24 protein-coding genes are annotated in these 24,950 nt (G+C 69.4%); 7 read left to right on the forward strand and 17 right to left on the reverse strand.

The genetic code is table 11. The features are described from left to right. Positions 1 to 236 precede the first annotated feature (236 nt). Genes VG296_RS07385 through VG296_RS07400 form a run of 4 tightly spaced genes read left to right on the forward strand, consistent with a single transcriptional unit; the run spans position 237 to position 5,113 of the window. A complete protein-coding gene (locus tag VG296_RS07385; protein ID WP_325564452.1) occupies positions 237 to 1,079 on the forward strand; it encodes a nitrilase-related carbon-nitrogen hydrolase in 843 nt (280 codons plus the stop codon). A gap of 7 nt (positions 1,080 to 1,086) precedes the next feature. Next, a complete protein-coding gene (hydA, locus tag VG296_RS07390) occupies positions 1,087 to 2,484 on the forward strand; it encodes a dihydropyrimidinase (protein WP_325564454.1) in 1,398 nt (465 codons plus the stop codon). Positions 2,485 to 2,527: 43 nt separating this feature from the next. After that, positions 2,528 to 3,538, forward strand: coding sequence for a TIGR03842 family LLM class F420-dependent oxidoreductase (locus VG296_RS07395; protein ID WP_325564455.1), 1,011 nt, complete (start codon positions 2,528 to 2,530; stop codon positions 3,536 to 3,538). A gap of 33 nt (positions 3,539 to 3,571) precedes the next feature. Then, positions 3,572 to 5,113: an NCS1 family nucleobase:cation symporter-1 gene (locus VG296_RS07400; RefSeq protein ID WP_325564457.1), complete on the forward strand. Its 1,542-nt coding sequence runs from the start codon at positions 3,572 to 3,574 to the stop codon at positions 5,111 to 5,113. Positions 5,114 to 5,117: 4 nt separating this feature from the next. Here the strand turns inward: VG296_RS07400 and VG296_RS07405 are convergent, their stop codons facing one another. Together VG296_RS07405 and VG296_RS07410 are read right to left on the reverse strand one after the other, a co-directional pair. After that, positions 5,118 to 6,728, reverse strand: coding sequence for a PucR family transcriptional regulator (locus VG296_RS07405; protein WP_325564459.1), 1,611 nt, complete (start codon positions 6,726 to 6,728; stop codon positions 5,118 to 5,120). 14 nt (positions 6,729 to 6,742) lie between these two features. Then, complete coding sequence (locus VG296_RS07410) at positions 6,743 to 8,011, reverse strand: multidrug effflux MFS transporter (RefSeq protein WP_325564461.1); 1,269 nt, start codon at positions 8,009 to 8,011, stop codon at positions 6,743 to 6,745. Between the two features lie 146 nt (positions 8,012 to 8,157). On the opposite strand from VG296_RS07410, the gene VG296_RS07415 reads away from it, so the two are divergent. Next, positions 8,158 to 8,646, forward strand: coding sequence for a MarR family winged helix-turn-helix transcriptional regulator (locus VG296_RS07415; RefSeq protein ID WP_325564463.1), 489 nt, complete (start codon positions 8,158 to 8,160; stop codon positions 8,644 to 8,646). A 16-nt stretch (positions 8,647 to 8,662) separates the two neighbouring features. Here VG296_RS07415 and VG296_RS07420 read toward each other — a convergent pair whose 3' ends face one another. Continuing rightward, on the reverse strand, positions 8,663 to 9,331 hold the full coding sequence (locus VG296_RS07420; protein WP_325564465.1) for a DUF4232 domain-containing protein: 669 nt from the start codon (positions 9,329 to 9,331) through the stop codon (positions 8,663 to 8,665). A 176-nt stretch (positions 9,332 to 9,507) separates the two neighbouring features. On the opposite strand from VG296_RS07420, the gene VG296_RS07425 reads away from it, so the two are divergent. Both VG296_RS07425 and VG296_RS07430 read left to right on the forward strand, forming a co-directional pair. Next, complete coding sequence (locus VG296_RS07425; protein WP_325564467.1) at positions 9,508 to 10,788, forward strand: mannosyltransferase family protein; 1,281 nt, start codon at positions 9,508 to 9,510, stop codon at positions 10,786 to 10,788. 28 nt (positions 10,789 to 10,816) lie between these two features. Beyond that, positions 10,817 to 11,974 (forward strand): hypothetical protein, encoded by a 1,158-nt coding sequence (locus VG296_RS07430; protein ID WP_325564469.1) that lies wholly within the window; start codon positions 10,817 to 10,819, stop codon positions 11,972 to 11,974. A 16-nt stretch (positions 11,975 to 11,990) separates the two neighbouring features. Here the strand turns inward: VG296_RS07430 and VG296_RS07435 are convergent, their stop codons facing one another. From VG296_RS07435 to VG296_RS07500, 14 genes are all read right to left on the reverse strand, one after another. Continuing rightward, complete coding sequence (locus tag VG296_RS07435; protein WP_325564471.1) at positions 11,991 to 12,968, reverse strand: hypothetical protein; 978 nt, start codon at positions 12,966 to 12,968, stop codon at positions 11,991 to 11,993. Positions 12,969 to 12,970: 2 nt separating this feature from the next. Continuing rightward, complete coding sequence (locus VG296_RS07440) at positions 12,971 to 13,525, reverse strand: SigE family RNA polymerase sigma factor (protein WP_325564473.1); 555 nt, start codon at positions 13,523 to 13,525, stop codon at positions 12,971 to 12,973. A gap of 139 nt (positions 13,526 to 13,664) precedes the next feature. Then, on the reverse strand, positions 13,665 to 14,177 hold the full coding sequence (locus VG296_RS07445; RefSeq protein WP_325564475.1) for a YbaK/EbsC family protein: 513 nt from the start codon (positions 14,175 to 14,177) through the stop codon (positions 13,665 to 13,667). A 24-nt stretch (positions 14,178 to 14,201) separates the two neighbouring features. Further along, positions 14,202 to 14,648 (reverse strand): carboxymuconolactone decarboxylase family protein, encoded by a 447-nt coding sequence (locus tag VG296_RS07450; RefSeq protein WP_325564477.1) that lies wholly within the window; start codon positions 14,646 to 14,648, stop codon positions 14,202 to 14,204. A gap of 70 nt (positions 14,649 to 14,718) precedes the next feature. Beyond that, positions 14,719 to 16,020, reverse strand: coding sequence for a nucleotide sugar dehydrogenase (locus VG296_RS07455; RefSeq protein ID WP_325564479.1), 1,302 nt, complete (start codon positions 16,018 to 16,020; stop codon positions 14,719 to 14,721). Positions 16,021 to 16,048: 28 nt separating this feature from the next. Further along, a complete protein-coding gene (locus VG296_RS07460) occupies positions 16,049 to 17,053 on the reverse strand; it encodes a Gfo/Idh/MocA family oxidoreductase (protein ID WP_325564481.1) in 1,005 nt (334 codons plus the stop codon). A gap of 6 nt (positions 17,054 to 17,059) precedes the next feature. Continuing rightward, positions 17,060 to 18,160 (reverse strand): DegT/DnrJ/EryC1/StrS family aminotransferase, encoded by a 1,101-nt coding sequence (locus VG296_RS07465; protein ID WP_325564483.1) that lies wholly within the window; start codon positions 18,158 to 18,160, stop codon positions 17,060 to 17,062. Beyond that, complete coding sequence (locus VG296_RS07470; protein ID WP_325564485.1) at positions 18,161 to 18,784, reverse strand: acyltransferase; 624 nt, start codon at positions 18,782 to 18,784, stop codon at positions 18,161 to 18,163. Beyond that, entirely contained in the window at positions 18,781 to 19,920 is a 1,140-nt protein-coding gene (locus VG296_RS07475) for a glycosyltransferase (RefSeq protein WP_325564487.1), read from the reverse strand. The genes VG296_RS07470 and VG296_RS07475 overlap by 4 nt, the downstream gene beginning before the upstream one ends. Position 19,921: 1 nt before the next feature. After that, positions 19,922 to 20,845: an ABC transporter ATP-binding protein gene (locus tag VG296_RS07480; RefSeq protein ID WP_325564489.1), complete on the reverse strand. Its 924-nt coding sequence runs from the start codon at positions 20,843 to 20,845 to the stop codon at positions 19,922 to 19,924. Then, a complete protein-coding gene (locus tag VG296_RS07485) occupies positions 20,832 to 21,620 on the reverse strand; it encodes an ABC transporter permease (RefSeq protein WP_325564491.1) in 789 nt (262 codons plus the stop codon). Before VG296_RS07485 ends, VG296_RS07480 begins: the two co-directional genes overlap by 14 nt. A gap of 82 nt (positions 21,621 to 21,702) precedes the next feature. Further along, complete coding sequence (locus VG296_RS07490; RefSeq protein WP_325564493.1) at positions 21,703 to 22,248, reverse strand: hypothetical protein; 546 nt, start codon at positions 22,246 to 22,248, stop codon at positions 21,703 to 21,705. Beyond that, positions 22,245 to 23,474, reverse strand: coding sequence for a glycosyltransferase (locus VG296_RS07495; RefSeq protein WP_325564495.1), 1,230 nt, complete (start codon positions 23,472 to 23,474; stop codon positions 22,245 to 22,247). The genes VG296_RS07490 and VG296_RS07495 overlap by 4 nt, the downstream gene beginning before the upstream one ends. Beyond that, entirely contained in the window at positions 23,471 to 24,808 is a 1,338-nt protein-coding gene (locus VG296_RS07500) for a glycosyltransferase (RefSeq protein WP_325564496.1), read from the reverse strand. The genes VG296_RS07495 and VG296_RS07500 overlap by 4 nt, the downstream gene beginning before the upstream one ends. Positions 24,809 to 24,950 lie beyond the last annotated feature (142 nt).

The following is a 24,950-nucleotide window of genomic DNA, read 5'->3' on the forward strand; positions in this document are numbered from 1 at the left end:
GTGCCCGCGCTTGTCAGGGCGTGTCCTCCCAGCATTTCGGCGAGGGAACGAAACAATGAATTCACGGGCGGTTCTCGTGGCGGTGACACGTGTAATCATGTGAGTACCGGGCGTGACATGGTGGAACGGCGGAGAGGGCAGGGCGTTACAGCGCGGCACTCGATGCGGCCTCGGCGGTCTCCTACTGTTCAAGCATTCCAAAGCCCGCTCCCCGAGTTCCAAGGAGTGACGACGCGATGAGCCGAGTGGTTCGAGCAGCCCTGTTCCAGACGGCGTGGACCGGAGACGTCGAGACGATGATCTCGGCGCACGAGAAGGCGGCGCGGGAGGCCGCGGCGCAGGGGGCGCAGATCATCGGCTTCCAGGAGGTGTTCAACGCCCCCTACTTCTGCCAGGTGCAGGAGCCGGAGCACTACAAGTGGGCCGAGGCGATCCCGGACGGGCCGACGACCAGGCGCTTCCAGGCGCTGGCGAAGGAGCTCGGTATCGTGATCGTGCTGCCGCTGTACGAGCTCGAGTCGGCGGGGTTCTACTACAACACGGCCGCGGTGATCGACGCGGACGGCAGCTACCTCGGCAAGTACCGCAAGCACCACATTCCGCAGGTCAAGGGCTTCTGGGAGAAGTACTACTTCAAGCCGGGGAACATCGGGTTCCCGGTGTTCGACACGGCGGTCGGCCGGGTCGGCGTGTACATCTGCTACGACCGGCACTTCCCCGAGGGCTGGCGCGCGCTCGGGCTGCACGGCGCGGAGATCGTCTACAACCCGTCCGCGACGAGCCGGGGGCTGTCGGCGTATCTGTGGCAGCTGGAGCAGCCCGCGGCGGCGGTCGCCAACGAGTACTTCATTGCCGCGATCAACCGCGTGGGCGTCGAGGAGTACGGCGACAACGACTTCTACGGCACGAGCTACTTCGTGGACCCGCGCGGGCAGTTCGTCGGCGACGTGGCGTCGGACAAGGCCGAGGAACTCGTCGTGCGCGACCTGGACATGGGCCGGCTCGAAGAGGTGCGCCAGCAGTGGGCGTTCTACCGCGACCGCCGCCCGGAGGCCTACGGTCCGCTGACGGAGGCGTGATTCAACCATGAGGACGCTGATTAAGAACGGCCTGGTCATCACCGCGTCGGACGAGCTGAACGCGGACGTGCTGATTGAGGGCGAGACGGTCGCGGCGGTGGCGGCGACGGGGAGTTCGGTGGCGGAGGGCTGGTCCGCGGACACCGTGCTCGATGCCGCCGGCCTCTACGTCATTCCGGGCGGGGTCGACGCGCACACGCACATGGAGCTGCCGTTCGGCGGCACGGCCGCGTCCGACACGTTCGAGACCGGATCGCGTGCGGCTGCGTGGGGCGGCACCACCACGATCGTGGACTTCGCGGTCCAGTCGGTCGGCAAGTCGCTGCGCGAAGGGCTCGACACCTGGCATGCGAAGGCCGAGGGCCAGTGCGCGATCGACTACGCCTTCCACATGATCCTCGCGGATGTGACCGACGAGTCGTTGAAGGAGATGGACGGCCTCGTCGACGAGGGGGTGACTAGCTTCAAGCTGTTCATGGCGTACCCCGGCGTCTTCTACAGCGACGACGGCAAGATCCTCCGGGCGATGCAGCGCGGCGCCGAGAACGGCGGGCTGATCATGATGCACGCGGAGAACGGCATCGCGATCGACGTGCTCGTCGAGCAGGCGCTCGCGCAGGGCAAGACGGATCCGCGCTATCACGGCGAGGTGCGCAAGGCCCTGCTCGAGTCGGAGGCGACCTATCGGGCGATTCAGTTGGCGCGGGTCGCCGAGGCGCCGCTCTACGTGGTGCACGTGTCGGCGGCCGAGGCGGTCGCGGAGCTGACTCGGGCCCGTGACCTGGGGCTGAACGTGTTCGGGGAGACGTGTCCGCAGTACCTGTTCTGTTCGACGGACGATTTGGCCAAGCCCGACTTCGAGGGCGCGAAGTACGTCTGTTCCACGCCGCTGCGACCGGTCGAACACCAGGAGGCGCTGTGGCGGGCGCTACGAGGTGACGACCTGTCCGTCATCTCCACCGATCACTGCCCGTTCTGCTTCGTCGGCCAGAAGGAGCTCGGCCGCGGCGACTTCTCCAAGATCCCCAACGGGATGCCCGGCGTCGAGAACCGGATGGACCTGCTGCATCAGGCGGTCGTCGACGGGCACATCAGCCGTCGCCGCTGGATCGAGCTGGCCTGCGCGACGCCGGCCCGGATGTTCGGGCTCTACCCGAAGAAGGGCACCATCGCGCCCGGAGCGGACGCCGACATCGTGCTGTACGACCCGCAGGGTTCGTACACGATGTCCGCCGCCACGCACCACATGAACGTGGACTACTCCGCGTACGAGGGGAAGACCGTCGCCGGGCACTCGAAGACCGTCCTGTCCCGCGGCCGGGTGATCATCGACGGCGGCCAGTACCTCGGGCAGACCGGCCACGGCCGCTTCACGCCGCGCTCGACCTGCCAGTACCTGACCTGACCCCGCGTCACCCAAGGGAACTAAGGGAACGAAGGGAACGACTATGGATTTCGGTCTGGTGTTGCAGAACGACCCGCCGGCGAAGGTGCTCGTGGACCGGATGGTGCGGGCCGAGCGGTTGGGGTTCACGCACGGCTGGACCTTCGATTCGGCCGTGCTCTGGCAGGAGCCGTTCGTCATCTACAGCCGCATTCTCGAGCACACCGAGCGGCTGATCGTCGGGCCGATGGTCACCAACCCGGGTACGCGGACGTGGGAGGTCACCGCGTCGACGTTCGCGACGCTGAACGACATGTACGGCAATCGGACGATCTGCGGGATCGGGCGCGGCGACTCGGCGATGCGCGTCGCCGGTCGCAAGCCGGCCACGTTGGGGGTGCTCGGTGAGGCGATGGGTGTGATCAAGGACCTCGCCGAGGGCCGTGAGGCGGAGTTCGGCGGTACCAGTATGCGGATTCCGTGGGTCAAGGACGGCAGTCTTCCGATCTGGATGGCCGCCTACGGTCCGAAGGCACTCGAACTGACGGGTCGCCAGGCTGACGGGTACATCCTGCAGTTGGCCGATCCCTTCCTGACCGAATGGATGATCAAGGCGGTGCGTCAGGCCGCTGCGGACGCGGGTCGTGATCCGGGGAGTGTGAAGATCTGTGTCGCGGCGCCGGCGTATGTGACCGATGGCAGTGCTGCGCGGAATGCGCATGCGCTTGATCAGTGTCGCTGGTTCGGTGGGATGGTCGGCAACCACGTGGCCGATCTCGTCTCGCGCTATGGAGAGTCTTCCGGGATGGTTCCGGGGGATCTGACGACGTATATCAAGGCGCGGGAGAAGTACGACTACAGTCACCACGGTCGTGCGGGGAATCCGGATACTGAATTCGTGCCCGATGAGATCGTCGAGCGGTTCTGTCTCGTCGGGCCGGTCGAGGCGCACGTCGCGAAGCTCGAGCAGCTCAAGGCGCTCGGTGTGGACCAGTTCGCGATCTACGCCATGCACGACGCGATCGATGAGGTTATCGAACGCTACGCAACCGAAGTGATCCCAACGGTGAGCTAGTAAGAGCTCTTATTGACGAGGTGGCCTACCCCGATGTCCACAACCGCCCCGCCCTCCGTTACGACAAGTGAAGACGGCCGAATAGAACTGGCCGAGGGAGTCGTACTCGACGACGCCCGCTTCGCCAATCCTGACCTGATCCCGGTACCCGTCGCCAAGCGCCGCTGGAACACGTACAACTTCCTCGCGCTCTGGGTCGGCATGTCGCACAACATCGCCACCTGGACCCTCGCCTCCGGGCTGGTCGCGCTCGGCATGGACTGGAAGCAGTCCGTGCTCACCATCGCCCTCGCCAACCTCATCGTGCTCGCGCCCGTCATCCTGAACGGACACGCGGGCACCCGTTACGGCATTCCCTTCCCGGTCTTCGCACGCGCCTCGTTCGGCCTGCGCGGAGCCAACCTGCCGGCCGTGATCCGCGCGCTGGTCGCGTGCGTGTGGTTCGGCATCCAGACCTGGATCGGCGGCGGCGCCATCTTCGCGCTGGGCGGCAAGGCCTTCGGTTCCTGGTGGGCCAACGCGAGCGCGGTGGGCGGCGAGCCGTGGACCGAGTGGCTCTCGTTCGCGGTGTTCTGGGTCATCCAGGTCGTCGTGATCGTACGCGGCATGGACACGCTGCGGCGCTTCGAGAACTGGGCCGCCCCACTCGTGCTAGTCGGCGCGATCGGCCTGCTGATCTGGGTCTCGGTCGAGGCCGGCGGCCTCGGGCCGCTGGTCAGCCAACCCTCCAAGCTCGGCTGGGGCTCGCATTTCTGGAAGCTCTTCTTCCCCTCGCTGATGGGCATGATCGGGTTCTGGTCCACGCTGTCGCTGAACATCCCGGACTTCACCCGCTTCGGTGGCAGCCAGAAGGCGCAGGCGCGTGGTCAGGCGCTCGGGCTGCCGACTACGATGACTGCTTTCGCGCTGATCGCCGTGCTGGTCACCTCCGGTTCGCAGGCTCTGTTCGGCGCGCCGATCTGGGACCCGGTCGAGCTGCTGACCAAGCTGAACAACGTCGCGGGCACGCTCGTCGGCCTGTTCGTCGTGCTGATCGCCACGCTCTCGGTGAACATCGCGGCGAACGTCGTCAGCCCGGCGTACGACTTCTCCAACCTGCTGCCGAAGCTGGTCAACTTCCGCACCGGCGCGCTGATCACCGGCGTGATCGGCGTGGCGATCCTGCCGTGGAAACTGTATTCGAACCCGAACGTCTACATCTTCACTTGGCTCGACACGGTGGGCGGACTGCTGGGGACGGTCGCGGGCATCCTGATCGCGGACTACTGGGTGCTGCGGCGCACGAAGTTGGCGCTCGACGAGCTGTACAAGCCGGAAGGACGCTACTGGTACAACGGCGGCTGGAACTGGCGCGCGGTCCTGTCATTCCTGGTAGGCGGCCTGCTGGCGATCGGCGGCTCGTACTCGTCGGTGGTCGGCGGGGTGAAGCAGGGCCCGTTCCCGGCCAAGGGCCTGATCCCGTTCCTGCAGCCGCTGGCCGACTACGGCTGGGCGGTCGGCCTCGGCTCTGCATTCGTGCTCTACATCGCGCTGATGAAGCTGTTTCCCGTCAAGACGGACGAGTCGGTCGCCTGACGATCTAGTCGCTGGGACCGGCTCCGGACGTCTGCTGCGCGTCGTAGGCGAGTAGCGCGACGTACAGCGACACGAGCTGGTCCCAGTCGTCCAGGTCCACGTCGAGCAGCGTCTCGATGCTGTGAAGCCTGCGGTAGAGCGCGGGGCGCGAGAAGTGGTGCTCCTGCGCGGCGAGGGACTTGTTGCGGCCGGTGCGCAGGTACGAGCGCAGCACGTCCATCAGGTCCTGCTCGGCGAAGAGCGGGCCGAGTTCGCGTTCGATGAAGGCCTGGAGTTCGGGCTCGTCGCGCAGCAGCCGGACGAGGCCGCGCAGGCGTACGTCGCGGAGCCGGGCGACCGGCCCTTCCGGCGGATCGGCCATTGCCGCGTCGGCCACGTGCACCGCCTCGGCGAACGAACGCGGCAGTTCGTCGAGCGTGGCGCAGTCGGAGCCGGCGCCGACCACGATCTTCCGGACGCGTTCCGTGGCATGCTCACAGGCCTTGAGCACCAGGCGGTTGACGGCCGTGGCAGTGTCCTGATCCCGAGGCAGGCTGACCAGCACGGCGATCCCCGTGGCGCCGGTCTCACCGGCGAGTCCGGCGAGGCCTTCCTCGTTGAGCGCGCGGCGGAAGAGCAGGTCCAGGCCCTCGCCGCTGCCGGTCAGCGGCCTGATGATCAGCGGAACGAACGTGCGCCGGCTGACCGGCAGGCCCAGCGCGCGGACGCGGGGCAGCAGCTGGTCCGGGCGTACGGAGCCGGATGCCAGGTCGGCGAGCATCGCCTGCGCGGCCTCGCCCTCCAGTCCGTCGTGCGCGAACTGCACGCCGCCGCCGACGAGCCGGTGCACGGCCAGCGCCTCGGCCGCCCGGTCCGCGATCATCCGGCCCTCGGCCTCCGTGCCCTGATATCCGAACAGCAGGAGCCTGGCCCACTGCGTGCCGCGCGCCTGCAGCGGCGCGATGATCCAGCCGTCCGGGCCGGCCGTGGTCGACCCGGCGGCCTTCGACGGCGTGGCGAGGGCCGCGACCTGCCGGGAGACCCGTCCCCAGTCGCGCATCAGTTCGCCGAGCGCGCCGCGGTCCCCGGCCGTGGCCAGCACCCGCTGCGCGAGGTTCACCAGCATCACCGGGCAGCCCGCGAACGCCGCGACCTCGTCGAGCAGCCGCTGCAGCGAGGCGCCGGAGAGGTTCAGCGCGGCCAGCGCGGAACGCAGCCGGTCGGACAGGTCCACGGCGGCGAAGCGCTCGTTGAGCAGCCGCGCGTGCACCTCCTCGGTGAACTTCGCGAAGGGCGCGGGCCGGTGCAGCACGATCAGCGGCACGCCGCGCTGCTCGGCGGCCCGGCGCATCGCGGGCGGCGTGGTGGAGAAGGCCCGGCCGAGGCCGACGACCACGGCGGCGACGTCGGCCGCGTGCATCGCCTCCATGTAGGCGGTCTGCGCCTTCGGGTCGTCCGCCAGCAGCAGGCCCGTGGTCAGCACGATCTCGCCCCCGGAGAGCATCACGCCGACGTCCAGCGCCTCGGCCACGTGTACCCAGCGCACCGGCCGGTCCAGGCCCGCCGCTCCGGCGACCACCTCGGGGCCGAAGGACGCGACGAGGTCGAGCCCGAGCACGTCACGCACCGTCAACATGGCTGGAGAGTAGCCTACTCGGGCTCGCCGTTGCCCTCCCAAGGACGAGCGAGTCCGAACAGCGCGAGGCAGGCGCAGGCCATCGAGATCAGCATGATCGCCGCCATCGGCAACGAACTCGTCGTGCCGAACACGCCGACGAGCGGCGAGGCGAGCGCGCCGAGCAGGAACTGGAACCCGCCGAGCAGCGCGGAGGCGGCGCCCGGAGCCCGCCGGCCGAGGCCCTGGCCGATGCTCATCGTGGACGGGAAGATCAGGCCGATGGCGCCGATCGAGACGAACAGCGTGATCCACGTCCAGGCCAGCGTCTCGCCGACCAGCAGCCGCAGCGCGACCTGAGCCGACGTCCCGATCGTGGCGATCACGACGCCCGCCGTCAGCAGCTTGTTCAGCCGGACGCGGTGCGCCAGGCGAGAGAAGCAGAACCCGCCGACGAGCATGCCGACCGCGTTCGTCGCGAAGATCAATGAGTAGACACTCGCTGAAACCCCGTGGATGTCCTCGAAGACGAAGCTGGACCCGGCGATGTACGAGAAGAGCGCGGCGGCCGCGAAGCCGAGGGTCAGCACGTACCCCATGAACGCGCGGAAGCGGACCAGCGAGCCCATCGCGCGGAAGGTGCTGCCGATGCCGCCGCCGTGTCGGCGCTCCGGCGGAAGTGACTCCGGCACCGCGCGCAGCACGCCGAGGAGCAGCACGATGCCCAGCGCGGCGAGCACGACGAACACCGCGCGCCACGTGGAGATGGACAGCACGAGGCCGCCGAGTACGGGTGCTGCGATCGGCGCGATGCCCATGATCTGCGCGAGCGCGGCGAAATAACGCGGTAGTTCGGCGCCGTGGAAGCGGTCGGTGAGCACGGCGCGCGCGAGCACCATCCCGGCCGCTCCCGCGACGCCCTGGAGGAAGCGGGTGGCGGTGAGGGCGGCGATGTTGGGTGCTATCGCGGATGCGAGGGAGAACACGGTGAATCCCGCCGTGCCGCCGATCAGCAGGCGTCGTCGGCCGATTCCGTCGCTGATCGGTCCGAAGACGAGCTGGCCGATGACGAGCCCGGCGAGGAAGGCGGTCATGGTGAGCTGTACGGCCGAGCTGCCGGCGTGCAGCGTGCGACCGAGCGCGGGGAATCCGGGCACGTACATGTCCGTCGCAAGCGGCGCGACGGCGGTCAGAGCACTGAGCACGAGGACCAGGGCGCGTGCGGAGGCGGGGGAGGGCGTGTGCCCGGTCGGCGGGGCGGGGGCCGACGTGGGGGCGTTCTGGTGCGAGGGTGCGGCTGCCATGGGCTGAACGATAGCCTATGGTTTACTAGTTAACAATTGGCCGGGCGGTACGCTCTGACCGAGCTCGGTCGCCGGCGATCCGGCCGGGAACGCTGTGACGACAACGCGCTGAGAACCACGCCCCCGAGAACGAAAAGGCGAGCCGCATGCATCCGTCTCCCGAGGACGTCCGCAATCAGTGGGCCGCGCACAATCCCGGACTCGACACCTCGCCGATGGAGCTCGTGGGTCTGCTCAAGCGCGCCACCGGCCTGCTGGGCGGCGCCGTCGAGCCGCTGTACGAGGGGGCGGTGCTCACCGCCCCCGAAGTCGACATGCTCATCCCGCTGCGCCACGCCACCGAGCCGCTCATCGCCCGCCGCATCGCCGAGCGGCACGGCATGTCCCGCGCCGGCGTCAGCAAAACGCTCGCCAAACTCGAACGCCGCGGCCTCATCGCAAGGACACCCAGTCCCGCCGACCGTCGCATCGCGTTCGTGACCATCACCGAGGCCGGCGCCAAGGCGGTGGACGAACTGTTCCCCCGTCAGTTGGCCGCCGAGGTGGACCTGTTCACAGAACTCGGCGATGACCGCGAATGGGTGATCAAGGCGTTGGGCCGATTGGTCGAAGCGATGGAGGCGCGGGCGGGCTGAGCCGATCTCGGCGCGGTCAGCCGCCGGCCGAGGCGCCGAACGTGCCGGGCACGACGGGGTTGGTCTCGAAGGCCGAGCAGATGCCCTGTGCGCCCATGTGCGCGGCCGTGCTGATGGCGACGGTCTTCGTGGTGTTGGGTGCGGTGATCTCGATCGTCCCGGTGCCGGTCGGGTAGCAGGGCTGATCGGTGTGCAGGAGCCATTGGAGGACGGCGTACGAGCTGCCGCCCGGGCTCAGCGTGACCAGCGGCGGGCTGCTCAGCGGCGGGAGATCTCCGCGGAATCCGTTGAGCACGCGGGCCGCGTCGATCGTCGTACCCGCGTCCTTGATCGTCGCTCCCGGGTAACCGCGAAGCGTGCACGGGTGGCTGCTGATGTTCTTGAAGACGACGGCGTTCGCCTGAAGGGGCTGGCTCTGGGTGCCGTATCCCCAGCTGATCTCAAGATCGTCATTGCCGCACGCGGGGACGGAGCTCGCCGAAGCCGCGCCCGTGCCTCCCGCCGCCGTTTGGGACGCGGAGGCAGTCCCGGTCGCCGCCGCCGCGGAGGCGGCGCCGCTCGTGCTGCCGCCGCTGTGCGTCGCGCCGTCGACCGTGGCGGGCGCGACCTCGGACTTTCCGCCGCATGCCGCCACGCCCAGTGCCACCGTCGACAGGACGCAGGCGGCCGCCAGCTTTCTCACCATGGTCAAAGTCTCCCCCGGCTCGATCGAAACGACTCCTTCTGCCGCTAGAGACGGCCGGCCCCGGCAACGGTTGACAGCGGATTCGCCATGGTCGGGCCAGGACCGGTGTGCGTTCTTCGGGTGTCGGCCATGTGTATTTCGCAAACCGGTCACCTGTACGGCATAACTTCGCCGCCGTGGATTCCGACGTACGACTTCTTGAATCTGATCAACCCGCCTCCGCCGACGACGCCGCCACATCCGACGTGCGCCCCGCGAGCGGACCGCTGGCGGCCCTGCACGACCGGCTGACCGCGGCCGCCGACCCCTGGCGGGCGCGGCTCGGGATCGGCGACCTCCAGGAGGACGCGCTCAAGACGTGGCTGCTCTCCCGGGTGCCGATGCTGCTCATCACCTGGGGCGTCGCCTGGACCGGCTTCAGCTACACGGCCAAGGACCCGCACGGCTACGCCTCGGTCTGGCAGCGCTGGGACTGGTTGCGCTATCAGAACATCGCAGCGGACGGATACACGCTGCACGCCCGGCACGGCGCGTCGATCGCCTTCTTCCCCGGCTACCCGATACTGCTGTACGTCGTCCACTTCGTGCTTCGCTCGTGGGTCTACTCAGGCCTGATCATCTCGCTCGTCTGCGGCGCGATCGCCTGCTTCGCTCTGGTGCGGATCATCACCATGGAGGCCGAGGCCGCGGGGCTCTCGGCCAACGGCGTGCGCACCGCGGCCCGCGATGGCCTGATCCTCTTCGTCTGGGCCCCGGCAGCCGTCTTCATGGCCGCCGGATACACCGAGGCGCCGTTCCTGGCCTGCGCGCTGTGGGCCTGGATCTACGCGCGCCGCGGCCAGTGGCTGCGCGTCGGAATCCTGCTCGCCCTCGCGTCGGCCATCCACATCAACGGCCTGTTCGTGCTCGCGGGCGTCGGCATCCTGTTCCTGCAATCCCGACCGCGCGGGCTGCGCGAATGGCTGAAGGGCTGGCCGCTCGCCCTTCCGGTGCTGCCCGTGGCCGCGTTCATGGTCTACCTGCACCAACTGACGCACAGTTGGAACGCCTGGGAGCACGCCGAAGCCACCGGCTGGAACCGGCACATCACCTATCCCTGGCGCACGCTCGCCAACACCTGGCACTACGCCTTCGGCCGCGCGATGGTCGCCGAGAACGCATGGGAGTACCAGCTCGAACTCGTCGTCACGTTCATCGGCATCGCGCTCGTGCTCTGGCTCGCCTACAAGCGCCGCTGGGCCGAGTTCGTGTACGTCGGCCTGTCCGTCGGCACGCTCGCCACCTCGCACGTGTACCTCTCGGTCAACCGCGAGATGCTCAGCTGGTGGCCGCTGTGGGCGATGCTCGGCGTCTGGTGCGTGCGCAAGCCGTGGTTCAAGTCCGTCTATCTGACCTTCTCCGCTCCGGTGATGTTCGTCATCACCTACATGTTCCTGAGCGGCAAGTGGGCCGGATAGCGTGGCGCAATCAACTCAACGTCCGGTCGTGGAGACGCGCGGCCGGACGGCGGCTACCGCCGCCCGCGCACGGCTGCGAAGGCACGCGCCTGAGATCATCGCGTACTGCGCCGTCCGGGCCATCGGTCTCGTCGTGCTCGCGGCGATGGCGACGCACCCGGGCCATATCGCCTCGCTGCTGACGAAGTGGGACGGCTCGTTCTACCTCACGGTCGCGCGGCACGGCTATGACACGGCGCTGACCTACCGGCCCGACGGCAGCCTCGTCAACACCGACATCGTCTTCTTCCCGCTCTACCCATTCCTGACCGCGGCGGTGGGTCTGGTCATCGGCGTCGTCCCGGCGGCGCTGCTGCTCAGCCTCGCGGCCGGGATCGTGGCCGCGATCGCGATGTGCGGCATCGGCGAGCACCTGTACGACAAGCGGACTGGCGTGATCCTCGCGGCGCTCTGGGGCGCGCTGCCGACCGCGATCGTCGAGTCGATGGCGTACCCCGAGTCTCTGTACACGGCCCTCGCCGCTCTGACCGTGCTCTTCCTGCTGCGAGAGCGCTGGATCGCGGCCGGTATCGCGGCGTTCTTCGCCGGGCTCACCCACCCGACCGGCGTGGCCGCCGCGCTGACGATCGGAGTGTGCCTGCTCGCGGTGCTGGTGCGCGGTGAACGTCGGGAACGCGGTTGGGCTCCGTGGGTGGCCACGGCGATGGGGCCGCTCGGCACACTCGCGTACCTCGGCTGGGTCGGTATCGAACTCGGCCGCTGGGACGGCTTCTCGTACATGGAGCAGCGAGGCTGGGGGAGTTCCCCCAGCCTCATCGGCGTCTGGCATCAGATCGAGCGATCGATCACGCACCCGCTGGCGCTCGGTTACCAGGTTCCCGTCTACGTACTCGGATTCTCCCTGCTCTTCGCGCTCGCCCTGACGCTCAGCCGCCGCATGCGCTCCAAGGGCCTGCCGGTCCTCGCGTTCGCCTGGCTGTCGGTCGCGCTGGCGCTGTTCATCGGCCCGACGTACTTCCATGCCGAAGCGCGCTTCCTGATGCCGGACTTCCCGCTGCTGCTTCCCCCCGCCGCGTTCCTCGCCCGACGCAAGCTCTACGTGGCGACGTGCGCCCTCGTCGTCTGCGCGGGACTCTCCGCGTGGTACGGAGGCTACCTGCTGACGATCTGGACGCACTCGCCATAATCAGCTCAGACCGGGGTCAGCTCAGAGCATTGATGACGGTCTGGAGATACGACGCGTCGTTCGCCGTGACACTGACCGACGGGCCGCCCTTGATCACGAGCATCTCGACGATATTGCCCTTGACGGCGAAGAAGTAGTGCCGGTCGGACGCGTCGCCCGGGTTGCCGTTGAGCTGCGCGGGCTTGCCGTTGCTGTCGCGCAGCTCGCTGTCGATGGCGACGGCGCCGCTCGAGTGCGCGGTCTCGGTCGTCGTGCTGGTCACCGCGAGGTTGTTGCTGGCGTCCCGATCTCCGGCGAACGACGAGTCCTCGCCGAGGATCGACTGCGTGATGTACTGGAACGCCGACTGGGCCTCGGCCGCGCTCGCGTAGGTGTAGAACTCCTGGTCGGCGGTGGTTCCGGCCCACGCGCCGTTCCCCGTCGGCACGCCGGTCGAGCCGAAGACCACGGTGTCCATCTTCTGAGCGGGGTGCGGGTCGGTGGGGATCGTGTGCTCGGAGCAGCCGCCCGGGTAGAGATCCGAGATGGCGAAGCTTCCCGCGGCGCAACTGATCGGGCTGTTGGAGCTCCAGTTCATGGTGCTCTCGTAGGGCAGTTGCGCCGCGGTGAGCCAGTGCTCGGACGCGGTGGTCCCGGAGGTGGAACCCGACGGCGTCGTCGAGCTCGCGGCGCCGGACGTGCCCGGCGATCCGCTCGCGCTCGTGCTCGTCGTCGGCGTGCTGCTCGGGCTGGATTTCGCAGTGGCAGTCTGGCTCGCCGTGCTGCTCGGGCTGGCGGCCGTCGGGTGCGGAAGGCCGCCGTTCTGCGACGTGACCGCGAACGCGGCGCCCGCGCCGGCCGCGACGAGGACGAAAGACGTGGTGGAGATGACGATTCGCTTGCGCATGGTGCGTTCCCTCCCTCGGATTCGGGCTGCCGTGGCGCCCGAGGTGTGCGCGGCTCGCGACGCGAGATCGATGGCGTCGGAGAGCGTGGTGTCGAAGTCCTTGGACACGGCTAGATCTCCCGTCGGCTGGTCTGCGGCTGCTCGTACGTGCGCGGAGTACGGGGTTTCTCGAAGCTGTCCGCGAATTCGGTCAAATGCGGCGCCAGGGCCTTGCGGCCGCGGGCCAGTCGCGCCTTGACGGAGCTGTGCGACGCACCCGTCTCCACCGCGATCTCCTCGACCGAGAGGCCGGCGTAGTGGTAGAGCACGATCGCCAACCGCTGTTCGTCGGAGATCCTGCGCAGCGCCGCGACCACGGCGAGGTGATCCGGGTTCATCCCCGACACCTCGTCCGCCTGGTACTCGCGGCGGTGCGCCGTCAGCCGGTTGACGGTCTTGCGCCAGGACGACACCGCGAGCCGGGCCGCCACCGTGCGCACCCACGCCTCGGGGTTGCCGTGGTCGGCGGACAGCTTCGCCCACCGCTGCCACGCCCGCGCGTAGGCCTCCTGCGCGCAGTCCTCGGCCTCGTGCAGGCTGCCGGTCATCGCGTAGATCTGCCCGACGATCCGCCGGTGCGTCGATGCGTAGAAGGCGTCGAAATCCTGCTCGAGCTCGACTGCCATCACGCCCCCCTCCATCACGGTGTCGCGATCCCACGCGCGACTTCGGTGAGACTACGCGCGGCGCATGGGGCCGGTTACATCACGGTTCGGTTTCGCTGCCGGGCACCTCGGCCGGAGCTCGGTCGGCCTTCGGCCAGACTCAGTCCACCGCGACGATCGTTCCACCCGTCGCCGCGACGAGCTGCGCGAACGTGGAGGGAAACACGGTCTGGTGGTGTCCGGCGGCGGCCCAGATCACCTCGTACGCCGCCAGGGCCTCGTCGACGAGCGTGCGCACGGGCGTCGGATGACCCAGCGGAGCGACTCCGCCGATCGCCTGGCCGGTGGCCGTCCGTACGAAGTCCGCGGAGGCGCGTCGGATCCTTCGCACGCCGATCCGACCGGCCAGCGCCTCCGTCTGCACGCGGTGTGACCCACTCGTGAGCACGAGCAGCGGCGCGCCGTCCGCCTCGAACACCAGACTGTTGGCGATCGCCCCGACCGGACAGCCGAGCTGCTCCGCCGCCGCGACCGCCGTGGGTGCCGAGGCCCCCAGCACCCGTACCTCGTCCGCGATCCCCGCCGCCCGCATCGCCTCCCGGACCGCCCGCACCCCCGGCCTTTCCAGAATCGCGCCGCTCGTCTCGTCCGCCGCATCCGCCGCATCCGTCATGGGACGGGATTCTAGATCGCCCCCTCACTCCTCCTTGGCGTCGAGGGGCAGGAGGCCGCGCTGCTCGAAGACGCGCCTCGCGGCGAAGGTGGCGTTGAGCGCGCGCGGGAAGCCGCAGTAGGCCGAGGAGTGCAGCAGCGCCTCCGCGATCTCCTGCGGGGTCAGCCCGACGTTGAGGGAGGTGTTGACGTGCACTTCGATCTGCGCCTCGCAGCCGCCGAGCGCCGTGAGCATGCCGAGGGTGAGCAGTTGGCGGTCGCGCGGGCTCAGCTGCGGGCGCGAATAGATGTCGCCGAAGCCGATCAGGACCTGTTCGCCGAGGGCGGGCGACACGTCGCTGAGCGTGGGCAGCACCTGTCGGGCCGCCTCGGCGTTCAGCGCTTCGAGCACGCTGCGGCCGTAGTCGATGCGCTGCTGGCGGGTCTGCGGGTCCTGCGGGCCGGGGCCCTCGGGGAGCACGGTCTCGGACATGGGTCGGGTCCTTTCGTCAGACGACGTATCCGAGGCTAGCGAGGGCGAGGCCCGAGAGGCGGGAACCCCGTCAGTCCCCGGCGCCGATCACCCGGCGGCGGACGGCGGTCCAGGCGGCGGGGTCGGTGATGCGGCGCCCGTCGATGAGGATGCTGATGCCGGGCAGGTCCGCGGGGGTCAGAGTCCGGTACTCGACGTGGTCGGTCTGGATGACCGCCGCGTCGACGGACTCGCCGGAACCGACGGTGTACGGGGTGAAGCCCAGGCCGCGGATCTCGTCGTCGGTGTACATCGGGTCGGCCACGACGACGTCGGCGCCGCGCTCCTTGAGCGCCTCGACGGTTGGGAAGACGCCGGAGAACGCCGTCTCCTTCACGCCACCGCGGTAGGCGATGCCGAGCACGACCACGCGCACGCCCGCGAGCTCCGAGCCCTGCTCCTGGGCCAGCAGCGACACCGCGTACGACGGCATCGCGGCGTTGGCCTCGCGGGCGGCGCGGACGACCTCGGCCTCAGGGTCGTTCCACAGGTACATCCGCGGGTAGACCGGGATGCAGTGCCCGCCGACGGCGATGCCGGGCTGGTGGATGTGGCTGAACGGCTGGCTGTTGCAGGCCTCGATGACGGCCGACACGTCCACGCCGATGCGGTCGGCATAGCGCGCGAAGGTGTTGGCCAGGCCGATGTTCACGTCGCGGTACGTCGTCTCCGCCAGCTTCGCGAGCTCGGAGGCCTCGGAGGTGCCGAGGTTCCAGACGCCGTTCGGGCGGGGCAGGTCATCCCGGTCGTCGAACTCGAGCACCTGCCGGTAGAACGCGACACCGCGCTCCGTCGAGGCCTCGTCGATGCCGCCGACGAGCTTCGGGTACCTCTTGAGGTCGGCGAAGATCCGGCCCGAGGAGACGCGCTCGGGACTGAAGACGAGGTGGAAGTCCTGACCCGCCGTCAGGCCCGAACCGGAGCCGAGCATCGGTGCGAAGCGCTCGCGGGTGGTGCCGACCGGAAGCGTCGTCTCGTAGCTGACCAGGGTGCCCGGCTTGAGACCGGCGGCGACGGCGCTGGTGGCGGCGTCGAGCGGGCCGAAGTCCGGCACCCCGTCCTCGTCCACGATCAGCGGCACGACGATCACCACGGCCTCGGCCTCGGCGACGGCCGCGGTGCCGTCCAGGGTCGCGGTCAGCCGGCCGTCGGTGACGACCTGCTTGAGCGCCTCGTCGAGCCCCGTCTCGCCGGGGAACGGGACCTCGCCCGCGGTCACCAGGTCGATGACCCGCTGGGAGATGTCGACTCCGGTCACGCGGTGGCCCAGGTTCGCGAACTGGACGGCGAGCGGGAGGCCGATCTTCCCGAGGGCGAAGACGCAGATCTGCACGGCAGTGGTCCGATCAGAACGAGGGGAACTAGGGGAGGGTGAGCGGGAGCGTGGCGCCGGTGCGCGCGGAGTCGAGGACGGCCTCGGCCACCATGACCGCGCGCAGACCCTGACGCAGCGTCACGATACCGGCGTCGGTCTTGCCCTCCACGGCGTCGCGGAAGGTCTCGTGCTCCAGCACCAGCGGCTCGCGCTTCGGGATCGCGTAGCGGGTCATGTCGCCCTCGGACACGCCGCGGAAGACCGAGATCGCGTCCCATTCGGTGCGGGTCGAGCCGTTCGCGAAGAACGTCAGGTCAGCGGTCAGCGTGTCGGCGACGAAGCAGCCCTTCTCGCCGGTCACGATCGAGACCCGCTCCTTGAGCGGCGAGAGCCAGTTGACCAGGTGGTTCGCGATCACGCCGCTGTCCAGTTCGCCGAGCACCGTCACCAGGTCCTCGTGCGGGCGGCCGCTGCGGTGCGCGGTCTTCGCGGCCACGCTGGTGTACTTCGTGCCGGTGACCCAGCCGGTCAGGTCCAGGTCGTGCGTCGCGAGGTCCTTGACCACGCCGACGTCCGCGATCCGGTTCGGGAACGGGCCCTGCCGGCGCGTCGCCACCTGGAAGACGTCGCCGAGCTCGCCCGCCTCCAGCCGGGTGCGCATGCTCTGCAGCGCCGGGTTGTAGCGCTCGATGTGTCCGACCGCCGCCACCAGGCCGCGGCTCTCGAAGGCCTCGACGACGCAATGGGCGGCCGGCGTGTCGTGCGCGAGCGGCTTCTCGATCAGCGCCGGGATGCCCGCCTCGGCCAGCTGCAGCGCGACCGGCTCGTGCTGCGCGGTGGGGCAGACCACGACCGCGTAGTCCGGGTTGAGCGCGATCAGGCTCTGCACGTCCGGCAGCAGCGGGACGTCGGCCAGCACCCCGTACGGGTCTCCGCCAGGGTCGGCGGCCGCGATCAGGTCCACGCCGTCGAGGGCCTTCAACACGCGCGCGTGATGCCGTCCCATGGCGCCGACGCCGATCAGGCCCGCCCGCAGTCGCGGCTTGCTCATGATGGATCAGTCTCCGAAGTCGTACGACTTGACGGCCTCGCCGATGCGGTCAAGGTCCGCGTCGGTCAGGGCCGGGTGAACGGGGAGCGAGAGCACCTCGGCCGACGCGCGCAGCGTCTCGGGGAGGTCCTCGTCCCGGGCCGCCCCGGCGAAGGGCGGCAGCTGATGCGTCGGTGTCGGGTAGTAGACCGCGCTACCGACGCCCTGAGCGGTGAGGTGCTGCTGCAGTGTGTCCCGCCGCCCGGCCGGGACACGCACGGTGTACTGGTGGTAGACGTGGGTCGCGCCCTCGGCGATGGTCGGTGGGAGCACGAGGCCGGACTCGCCGAGACCGGCGTCGAGCTTCGCCGCGTTCGCTTGGCGCTGCTCGTTCCAGCCGCGGACCTTCGTCAGCTGCACCCGGCCCACGGCCGCGGCCACATCCGTGAGCCGCAGGTTGTAGCCCACGATCTCGTTCGCGTAGCGGCGCTCCATGCCCTGGTTGCGCAGCAGCCTGATGGTCCGCGCGAACTCGGCGTCCGGGGTGACGACCATGCCGCCCTCGAGCGAGTGCATGTTCTTGGTCGGATAGAAGCTGAACGCCGCGGCCAGGCCGAAGGCGCCGACCGGCGTGCCCTCCCAGCTCGCGCCGTGCGCCTGCGCCGCGTCCTCGATGATCGCGAGGCCGTGCCGCTCGGCGATCGCGCCCAGCCGCCGCATGTCGGCGGCCTGGCCGTAGAGGTGCACCGGCATGATCGCCTTGGTGCGCGGCGTGATCGCGGCCTCGACGGCCTCGGGGGAGAGGTTGAACGTCTCGGGTTCGATGTCCGCGAAGACCGGGGTCGCGCCGGCCAGCGCCACCGAGTTCGCGGTCGCGGCGAACGTGAACGACGGGATGATCACCTCGTCGCCCGCGCCGATCTCTGCCGCCACAAGGGAGAGCAGCAGCGCCGAGGTGCCCGCGTTGACGGCGACGCAGTGCCGGCCGCCGACGAGTTCGGAGAACTCCTGCTCGAACGCGGCGACCTCGGGGCCCTGGATCACCATGCCGCTGCGCATCACGCGCACCGCGGCCTCGATCTCGTCCTCGCCGATGACGGGCTTCGCCGGGGGGATGAATACGCTCATTTACTCGATCTCCGTAAGTTCGCCCGCCACCTCGCGGTAGCGGGCGCCGGTTTCGGGGCAGCGCCAGATCTCGGCGTTCTCGCCTCGCTCGGCAGCCACCTGCTCGAGCCGCTCCCCGGAACGGCCCACCCACGCGATGCGCCGTGCCGGAGCTCCGACGACGAGCGCGAAATCCGGCACGTCGGCCGTGACCACCGCGCCCGCGCCGACCATGGCCCAGCGTCCGATCCGGACCGGCGCGACGCACACCGCGCGGGCGCCGATCGAGGCGCCCGCGCCGACGGTGACGCCGACCGCGTGCCAGTCGCCCGCGCGCCTCTGCTTGCCGTCCGGGTCCACCGAGCGCGGCCGGTGGTCGTTGGTGAACACGGCCGCAGGCCCGATGAACGCGCCGTCACCCACCTCGGCGGGCTCGTAGACGAGCGCGTAGTTCTGCACCTTGACGTTGTCGCCGAGCTTCACGCCGGTGCCGATGTACGCGCCGCGTCCGATCACGCAGTCGCGTCCGAGCACGGCCTGCTCGCGTACCTGCGCCAGGTGCCACACCGAGCTGCCCGAACCGATCTCGGCCCGGTCGTCGACGTCCGCGGTGGCCGCGATGCGAACTGACTGATCGAAAGTCATTGCGTCCTCGCCACCACGGGCATCGCCGCCTTGGTTCCGCGCGCATCGGCCACGAGCTCCGCGACGGCCCGCGCGAACAGGTCGTGCGGGTTCGTCGCGCCGAGGTCGCGCTCGGCCCACTCGTTCGCCGCCTTGCGCATCAGCTGGAACTCCGCGCGCGACTCGCCGGACCAGGCGCGCAGCTGCGCCCCGGCCTCGGTCGCGTCCGCGACGATCGCGCCCGCCCCGGCCTTCTCGACCAGTTCGGCGGCGCGCTTGATCGGGCTGCTGAGCACCGGCATCCCGCAGGCCAGGTACTCGTAGATCTTCGAGGGTATGGCGCTCTCGAACGCCGGAGTGCTGTGCAGCAGCGACATCCCGACCCACGCGCCGCGGGCCAGCTGCCAGGCCGCGGCCGGGGGCATCCGGCCGTGCATCTTCACCCGCTCGGCGGCGGGGGAGGAGGCGCGCCAGGCGTCCAGCCGCTCCTTGTCCCGCGCGGCGACCGGGCCGACCACGTCGAGCAGCCACTCCGGAGCCTGCTCGATCGCCTCCAGCATGGTGAACAGACCGCGGCTGTCCCGCACGTCGCCGACGTACAGCGCGCGCGGGATCCCGTCCAGCGCGCCGCGCTCCGGCAGCAGCGTCATGTCCGGCAGGTTGCGCACCACCAGGCGGCGCGCCGCGTCCGCGGGCGGCACGTGCTGGTCGGCCACCACGGTCAGGTCCGCGCGGCGGCTGAGCGCGATCGCGCTGCGCGCCCAGACCTTCGCGATCTTCCCGGCCGCGCCCTTGGCCCAGGCGCGGTCGTCCAGCAGGGCCACGTAGTCCTCGTGCAGGTCCACCGCGAGCCGGCGGCCGTGCGAGAACAGCCGCTTGGCCCGCGCGGCCGGGATCAGGTCGGGGTCGAGGGTGACCAGCAGGGTGCCGCGCGCCTTGCCGGGCAGCGTCAGGGCCTTGACGCCACGCCCGGTGATGCCCTTCGGCCGGATCGAGCGGAACTCGGTCTCGGCCGGGGCGTCCTCGGCGCGGCCCTTGGCGATCACCTCGACCCGCAGCCCGGCCCGGCGCAGCGCGGCGCAGTGCCGGTGCAGCCGGGCGTCGGCCACGTCGTGCCCGCTGCTCAGCAGGGTCACATCGAAGCTCGCGCGGGCCATCTCAGAAGTCCCCCGAGTTGAGGGAGTCGTCGATCATGCTCAGGTCGTCGTCGTCCTCCGCGGTCTCGTCCGAGGCGTTGGACTTCTTGGTCGGCGGCACGCCCTGGAACTCCAGGTACTCGTCGGCCACCTCGTCCGGCTTGCCGCGGCGCACGATCTGGCCCTTGTCCATCCAGATGCAGTCGTCGCACATCTCCCGGATGGCGGCGATGCCGTGGCTGACGATCACGATCGTGCGGGCCTGGGAGACGAGTTCCTGCATCTTGTCGTACGACTTGCGCCTGAAGTGCGCGTCGCCGGTGGACAGCGCCTCGTCGACCAGCAGCACGTCCGGGTCGAGGTGCGTGGAGACCGCGAAGGCGAGGCGGCCGTACATGCCGGAGGAGTAGGCCTTCATCGGCAGGTCGATGACGTCCTCGAGTTCGGCCCACTCGACGATCTGGTCGAAGCGCTCGTAGACCTGCTTGCGGGTCAGGCCCGCGGCCATCGAGCCGAGCACGACGTTGTCCCGGCCGGACAGTTGGCCGTTGAAGCCGACGCCGAGCGCCAGCAGGACGCTGATCCGGCCGTTGACCACGACCTCGCCCTCGCTCGGCGGCAGGATCCCGGCCATCGCGCGCATCATGGTGGACTTGCCCGCGCCGTTCGCGCCGATGATGCCGAGCACCTGGCCGTGCGTGACGTCGAAGGAGACGCCGCGCACTGCGTGGATGTAGCGCACCTTGCGGTCGTTGGTCTTGCGGCCCAGGTTGGTCAGCGTGTGCCGCAGCGTGTTCGCCCGCGGGTTGACGATCGTGCGGTAGTCGACCTTCACGTTCTTGACCCGGATCGACAGAGCCTGGTCGAGTTCGGCCTCGGTCGGCGCGGCTTTCGGGGCGGCCGGGGCGGAAGTGACGGGTGTTTCCACGGAGTCAGAGACGGACACTGAACTCACGCTCCCTCCGGACGAAGACGAAAGTGCCGACGATCAGCGTGCACAGGCCCCAGGCGAGGCCCTGCAGCAGCCAGGAGTAGGGCGGGGCGACGTTGTAGACGAGCGCGTCACCCCAGGTCCCGATCATCGGCGAGAGCGGGTTGAGCGGGAGCAGGTGCGCCTTGAGGTCGTGCTTGCCCAGCACCTGGTTCAGCTGCCACAGCACCGGGGACAGGAACATCCAGATCCGGGTGACGTAGGGCAGGAAGTTGGAGAAGTCGCGGAAGTACACCTGGGCCGTGGCGCAGATGAAGCCGAGGCCCGCGCCGAACATCGCGACCTCGAGGAAGGCCGGTATCGCGTAGAAGGCCGCCACACCCCAGTGGACGTGCTGGAGCTCGTGCACCACCAACAGGACGATCAGGCTGGGCGCGAAGCGGAAGAACGCGATGACCATCTGGGTGATCGGCATCACGAGGCGCGGCAGCCGGCTGTTGAGCACGAGCCGGCTGCTGCCGATGATCGAGCCCGCGGACTGCGAGAGCATGCTGGAGAAGAAGGTGTAGAGGAACAGCCCGGCGAGCAGCACGGCGAAGTAGTTGGACGCGTGCTTGCTGCCGTTGATGATGTCGACGAGGACGAAGTACACGCAGCCCATCAGCAGCGGGTTGAGGACCAACCAGAGCTGACCGAACACATTCGTGTAGTTCTGTCCGCGCAGCGTGCAGCGGGCGAGCTCGTAAACGAACTCGCGGCGTTCCCACAGCTCGGGTAGGTACCGCCGCATGCTCGGTACTCCGGACTTGCGGGACCGGAACACGTGGTGTTCCAGGTTATCCAGCGAGGCGTCCCTGGGCGGGGACTGCGTATCAACCATCGACGACATCGATTCCGGCAGTGGACGGGAGGGGGTCTGGTGCGGTGGTGGTCGCTGGGGCCGGCGCGGGCTCGCGGTCGGCGCTCGCCGGGCGGTCCGCGTACGGGGCGCGGTCCAGCTCGAAGCCCACGGTCAGCCGGGGGTGGCGCTTGGCCAGGTGCCAGCCGATCGGGATGGCGTGCGAGTCGCAGATCACCAGCTGCTCGACGTTGTTCCAGTCGATCTTGCGCGCCACCGTGGAGCGGGCGGCCCGCCACATCACGTAGGGGCGGCAGAGCCGGTAGATCTTGGCGTAGACCTTGGTGTACGCGGCCTTCGAGAGCTTGCGGACCAGCCGGCCGAGGCAGGCGAGCGGATGCCCGGCCTCCCCGTCGGCGAGGGTGTGCAGCGTGACCCGGGCGTCGAGGCCCGCCGCCTCCCACGGCCCGGCCTCGACGGTGAGCAGGTCCACGTCCACCCCGCGCGCGAGCAGGTAGTCGGCCGTGTCGGTCACCGCCCGGGACCGGGTCACTCCGATGGCCACCAGCAGAACACTCATGAGGTCGGGCCTTCCGTTACGCCGTACACTTCGGCCAGCCGCGCGGCCACGGCCGCCGAGCCGTACCGGCCGATCAGCTCCGCACGCGCCCTGGCCGGGTCGAGCTGCGCGGTCCGCGCCGCCAGGCGCCGGTATCCGTCCACGATGACCTGGGGGTCCTCGCTGACGTCGATCAGCATCCCGGCCACGCCGTCCAGCCCGGCGAGCGTCTCCTCCGGTCCGCCGCACCGCGTGACCAGCACCGGCATTCCGCTGCCGACGGCCTCGACCGTCGTCATGCCGAAGGTCTCTGACTTGCTGGGGTGCACGAGCAGGTCGTGTGCGTGCAGGAACTCGAAGACGCGCTGCGGGGGCACGGAGTCGTGGAAGGTGATCCGCTCGCCGAGATCGAGCTCGGCGGCGCGGGCGCGCAGCGGTTCGACCAGCGGCCCCGTGCCGAGGATCGTGAGCCGCAGCTCCGGCTCGTCCTTCGCCGCGATCGCGAAGGCCTCGACGAGTTCGCCTACGCCCTTGGTCGCCACGACCTTGCCGATGTAGATCCACTTGTGCAGCTGGCCGACCGGCGCGGGCCGCACCGGCATGGCCTCGATCTCGACCGCGTTCGGCACCACCCGGATCTTGCCGACGTGCCCGGGGAACGCGGCCATCAGCTCGTTGCGAAGCTTCTCGCTGACGCAGAGCACGGCGTCGGCCCGGTCCATCACCTCGGCGTACATCGCGCGGGAGCGCGGCTGGCCGAGGATCTTGCCGAGGAACGAGGCGTGCTCGGTGAACACGATGCGCGCGTCCGGCCGGGCGAAGCGGTGCGCGAGCCAGCCCCCGTAGATGCCGACATGGCCGTGGACGACGTCTGCCTCGAACTGACCGTTCTTCAGCACTGGTCCGAGCACGGATTCGTGCGACAGCGCCCAGTCCGCGTAGTGCTTCTTCGGCGTGACCGGGGTCGGGATGTCGGTGACCCAGTACCCTTCGTCGGCCCGGTGCGCCGTCAGATCGATGCGGGGTGACGGGCCCGAGGTCAGCGCGGCATAGCCCTTGCGGACCATGCGGGCCTGCACCGGATCCGCGGGCCCGGTCCAGTCCTCCGTGTTATAGAGGTCGATGCGCGAGAAGAGGTCGCGCACGGCCATCGTCGTGGCCTGGACGAACGATCCGGCGAAAGGGCGCTGCAGCGTCGGGTGCCAGGGCGTCGTGACCGCCAGAGTCTTGTCAGCCTTGTCGCTCATTTGTCGCGCCCCGCGATCTTGCGCAGTTCGGCCTCGAACGGCCCGAGCGTGTTGTCCCGCGTGTACCGCTCGGCGTGCTGGAGGGCGGCCTCGAAGTCCGCCTCCGTCAGATCCCGCGAGCGCTTCGCGGCCGACACCATCGCGTTCGACACGGCCTGCGCGTCGAGCCGGTCGATGCCGAACCAGAGCGGATGTCCGGTGAGGACGTCCACGGCCGCGATGTCCGGCGCGTGCACCGAGACGATCGGCTTGCCGGTGGCCATGTATTCGAAGATCTTGCCGGAGGTCACGTACTTCGCCCCCGGCACGCAGAACACCAGCGCGTCCAGGCTTCGGTACGCGTCGCCGACATCGGTCTTCGCGAGCGGGCCGTGGTACGTGATGTCGAGGCCCTCGTGCAACGGGATCTTGTCGCTCAGCGAGTCCGCCGACTGCTTGAAGAAGCCGAGGTGTCCGTACAGCTCCAGCGTCGCGTCCGCGAACTCCGGATGCGCCTTCGCCGCGCGCCAGCCGTCGAACAGTACGTCCAGCGGCATGGCCTCGGTGATCGTGCCGATGTAGCCCAAGCGCAGCGGCCGGCCCGTCGTCGGACCCGGATACGTGGCGCGTCCGAGGATCTCCGGCTCCCAGCCGTTGGGCACGACCGTCATCTGAGGCGCGGCCTTCGGGTAGCGCTCGGCATGCCAGCCACGCAGGCCCTCGTTGACGAACGCGGTCAGCGAGGAGCGCTCCAGGGTCTTGCGCTCCCACTCCCAGGCCGGATGCCCGTCCGGGTACTTGTGCTCCTCGGTGAATTGGTTGAACGTCCACGAGTCGCGGTAGTCCAGCGCGTAGGGCACGCCGGTCAGCTTGTTCAGCCAGTAGGCGGCCGCGAAGGACGCGAAGGGGTTGCCGGTGGCCACGATCAGGTCGTAGCGCTTGCGGGTGTGTTCACGCAGCGCGCGGGCGACGACGTGCGGGATCCAGGAGGCGTAATGCTCCGGGAAGAACCGCCGCTGCATGTAGTTGTAGCCCGCGTTCGCCAGCACCGGCATGTTCGCCCGGAAACGCCCGTACCGCCGGATGTCCCTTTCCCAGCGGAAATAGCCCATCTTCGGACGTCGAACCTTGATGCGCTCGTCCACGCCCTCCTCGAGAGAGACGTCCACACTGCCGATGTACTGTGTGAAGAATTCGCGCGGTGCCGTGTGCACCGTCACGTCCCAGCCCGCGGCGGCGAGATGGTTCGCCGTCGCTCGCGCCCGGTACACCCCGCTTGACCGGCTGGGCGGGAAGAAGAAGGCCAGGTAGAGGACCCTCGGCGACTTGAAGTCAGCGGTTGTTCGGTCTTTCATCATCCCTGGTTCAAGAGACTGACGTGCGGGGCGGGTGAACGCTCCAACCAAACAAGTGCCGTGTTAACAAAAGGTAGCCGGAGACGACTGCGAATCTGTCCGCTGGACGACGAATCGTCGTGCCATTTCAGTAGTCAATGAA

Origin of the sequence: Actinospica sp., assembly GCF_035552695.1 — a bacterium.
Classification (GTDB): domain Bacteria; phylum Actinomycetota; class Actinomycetes; order Streptomycetales; family Catenulisporaceae; genus Actinospica.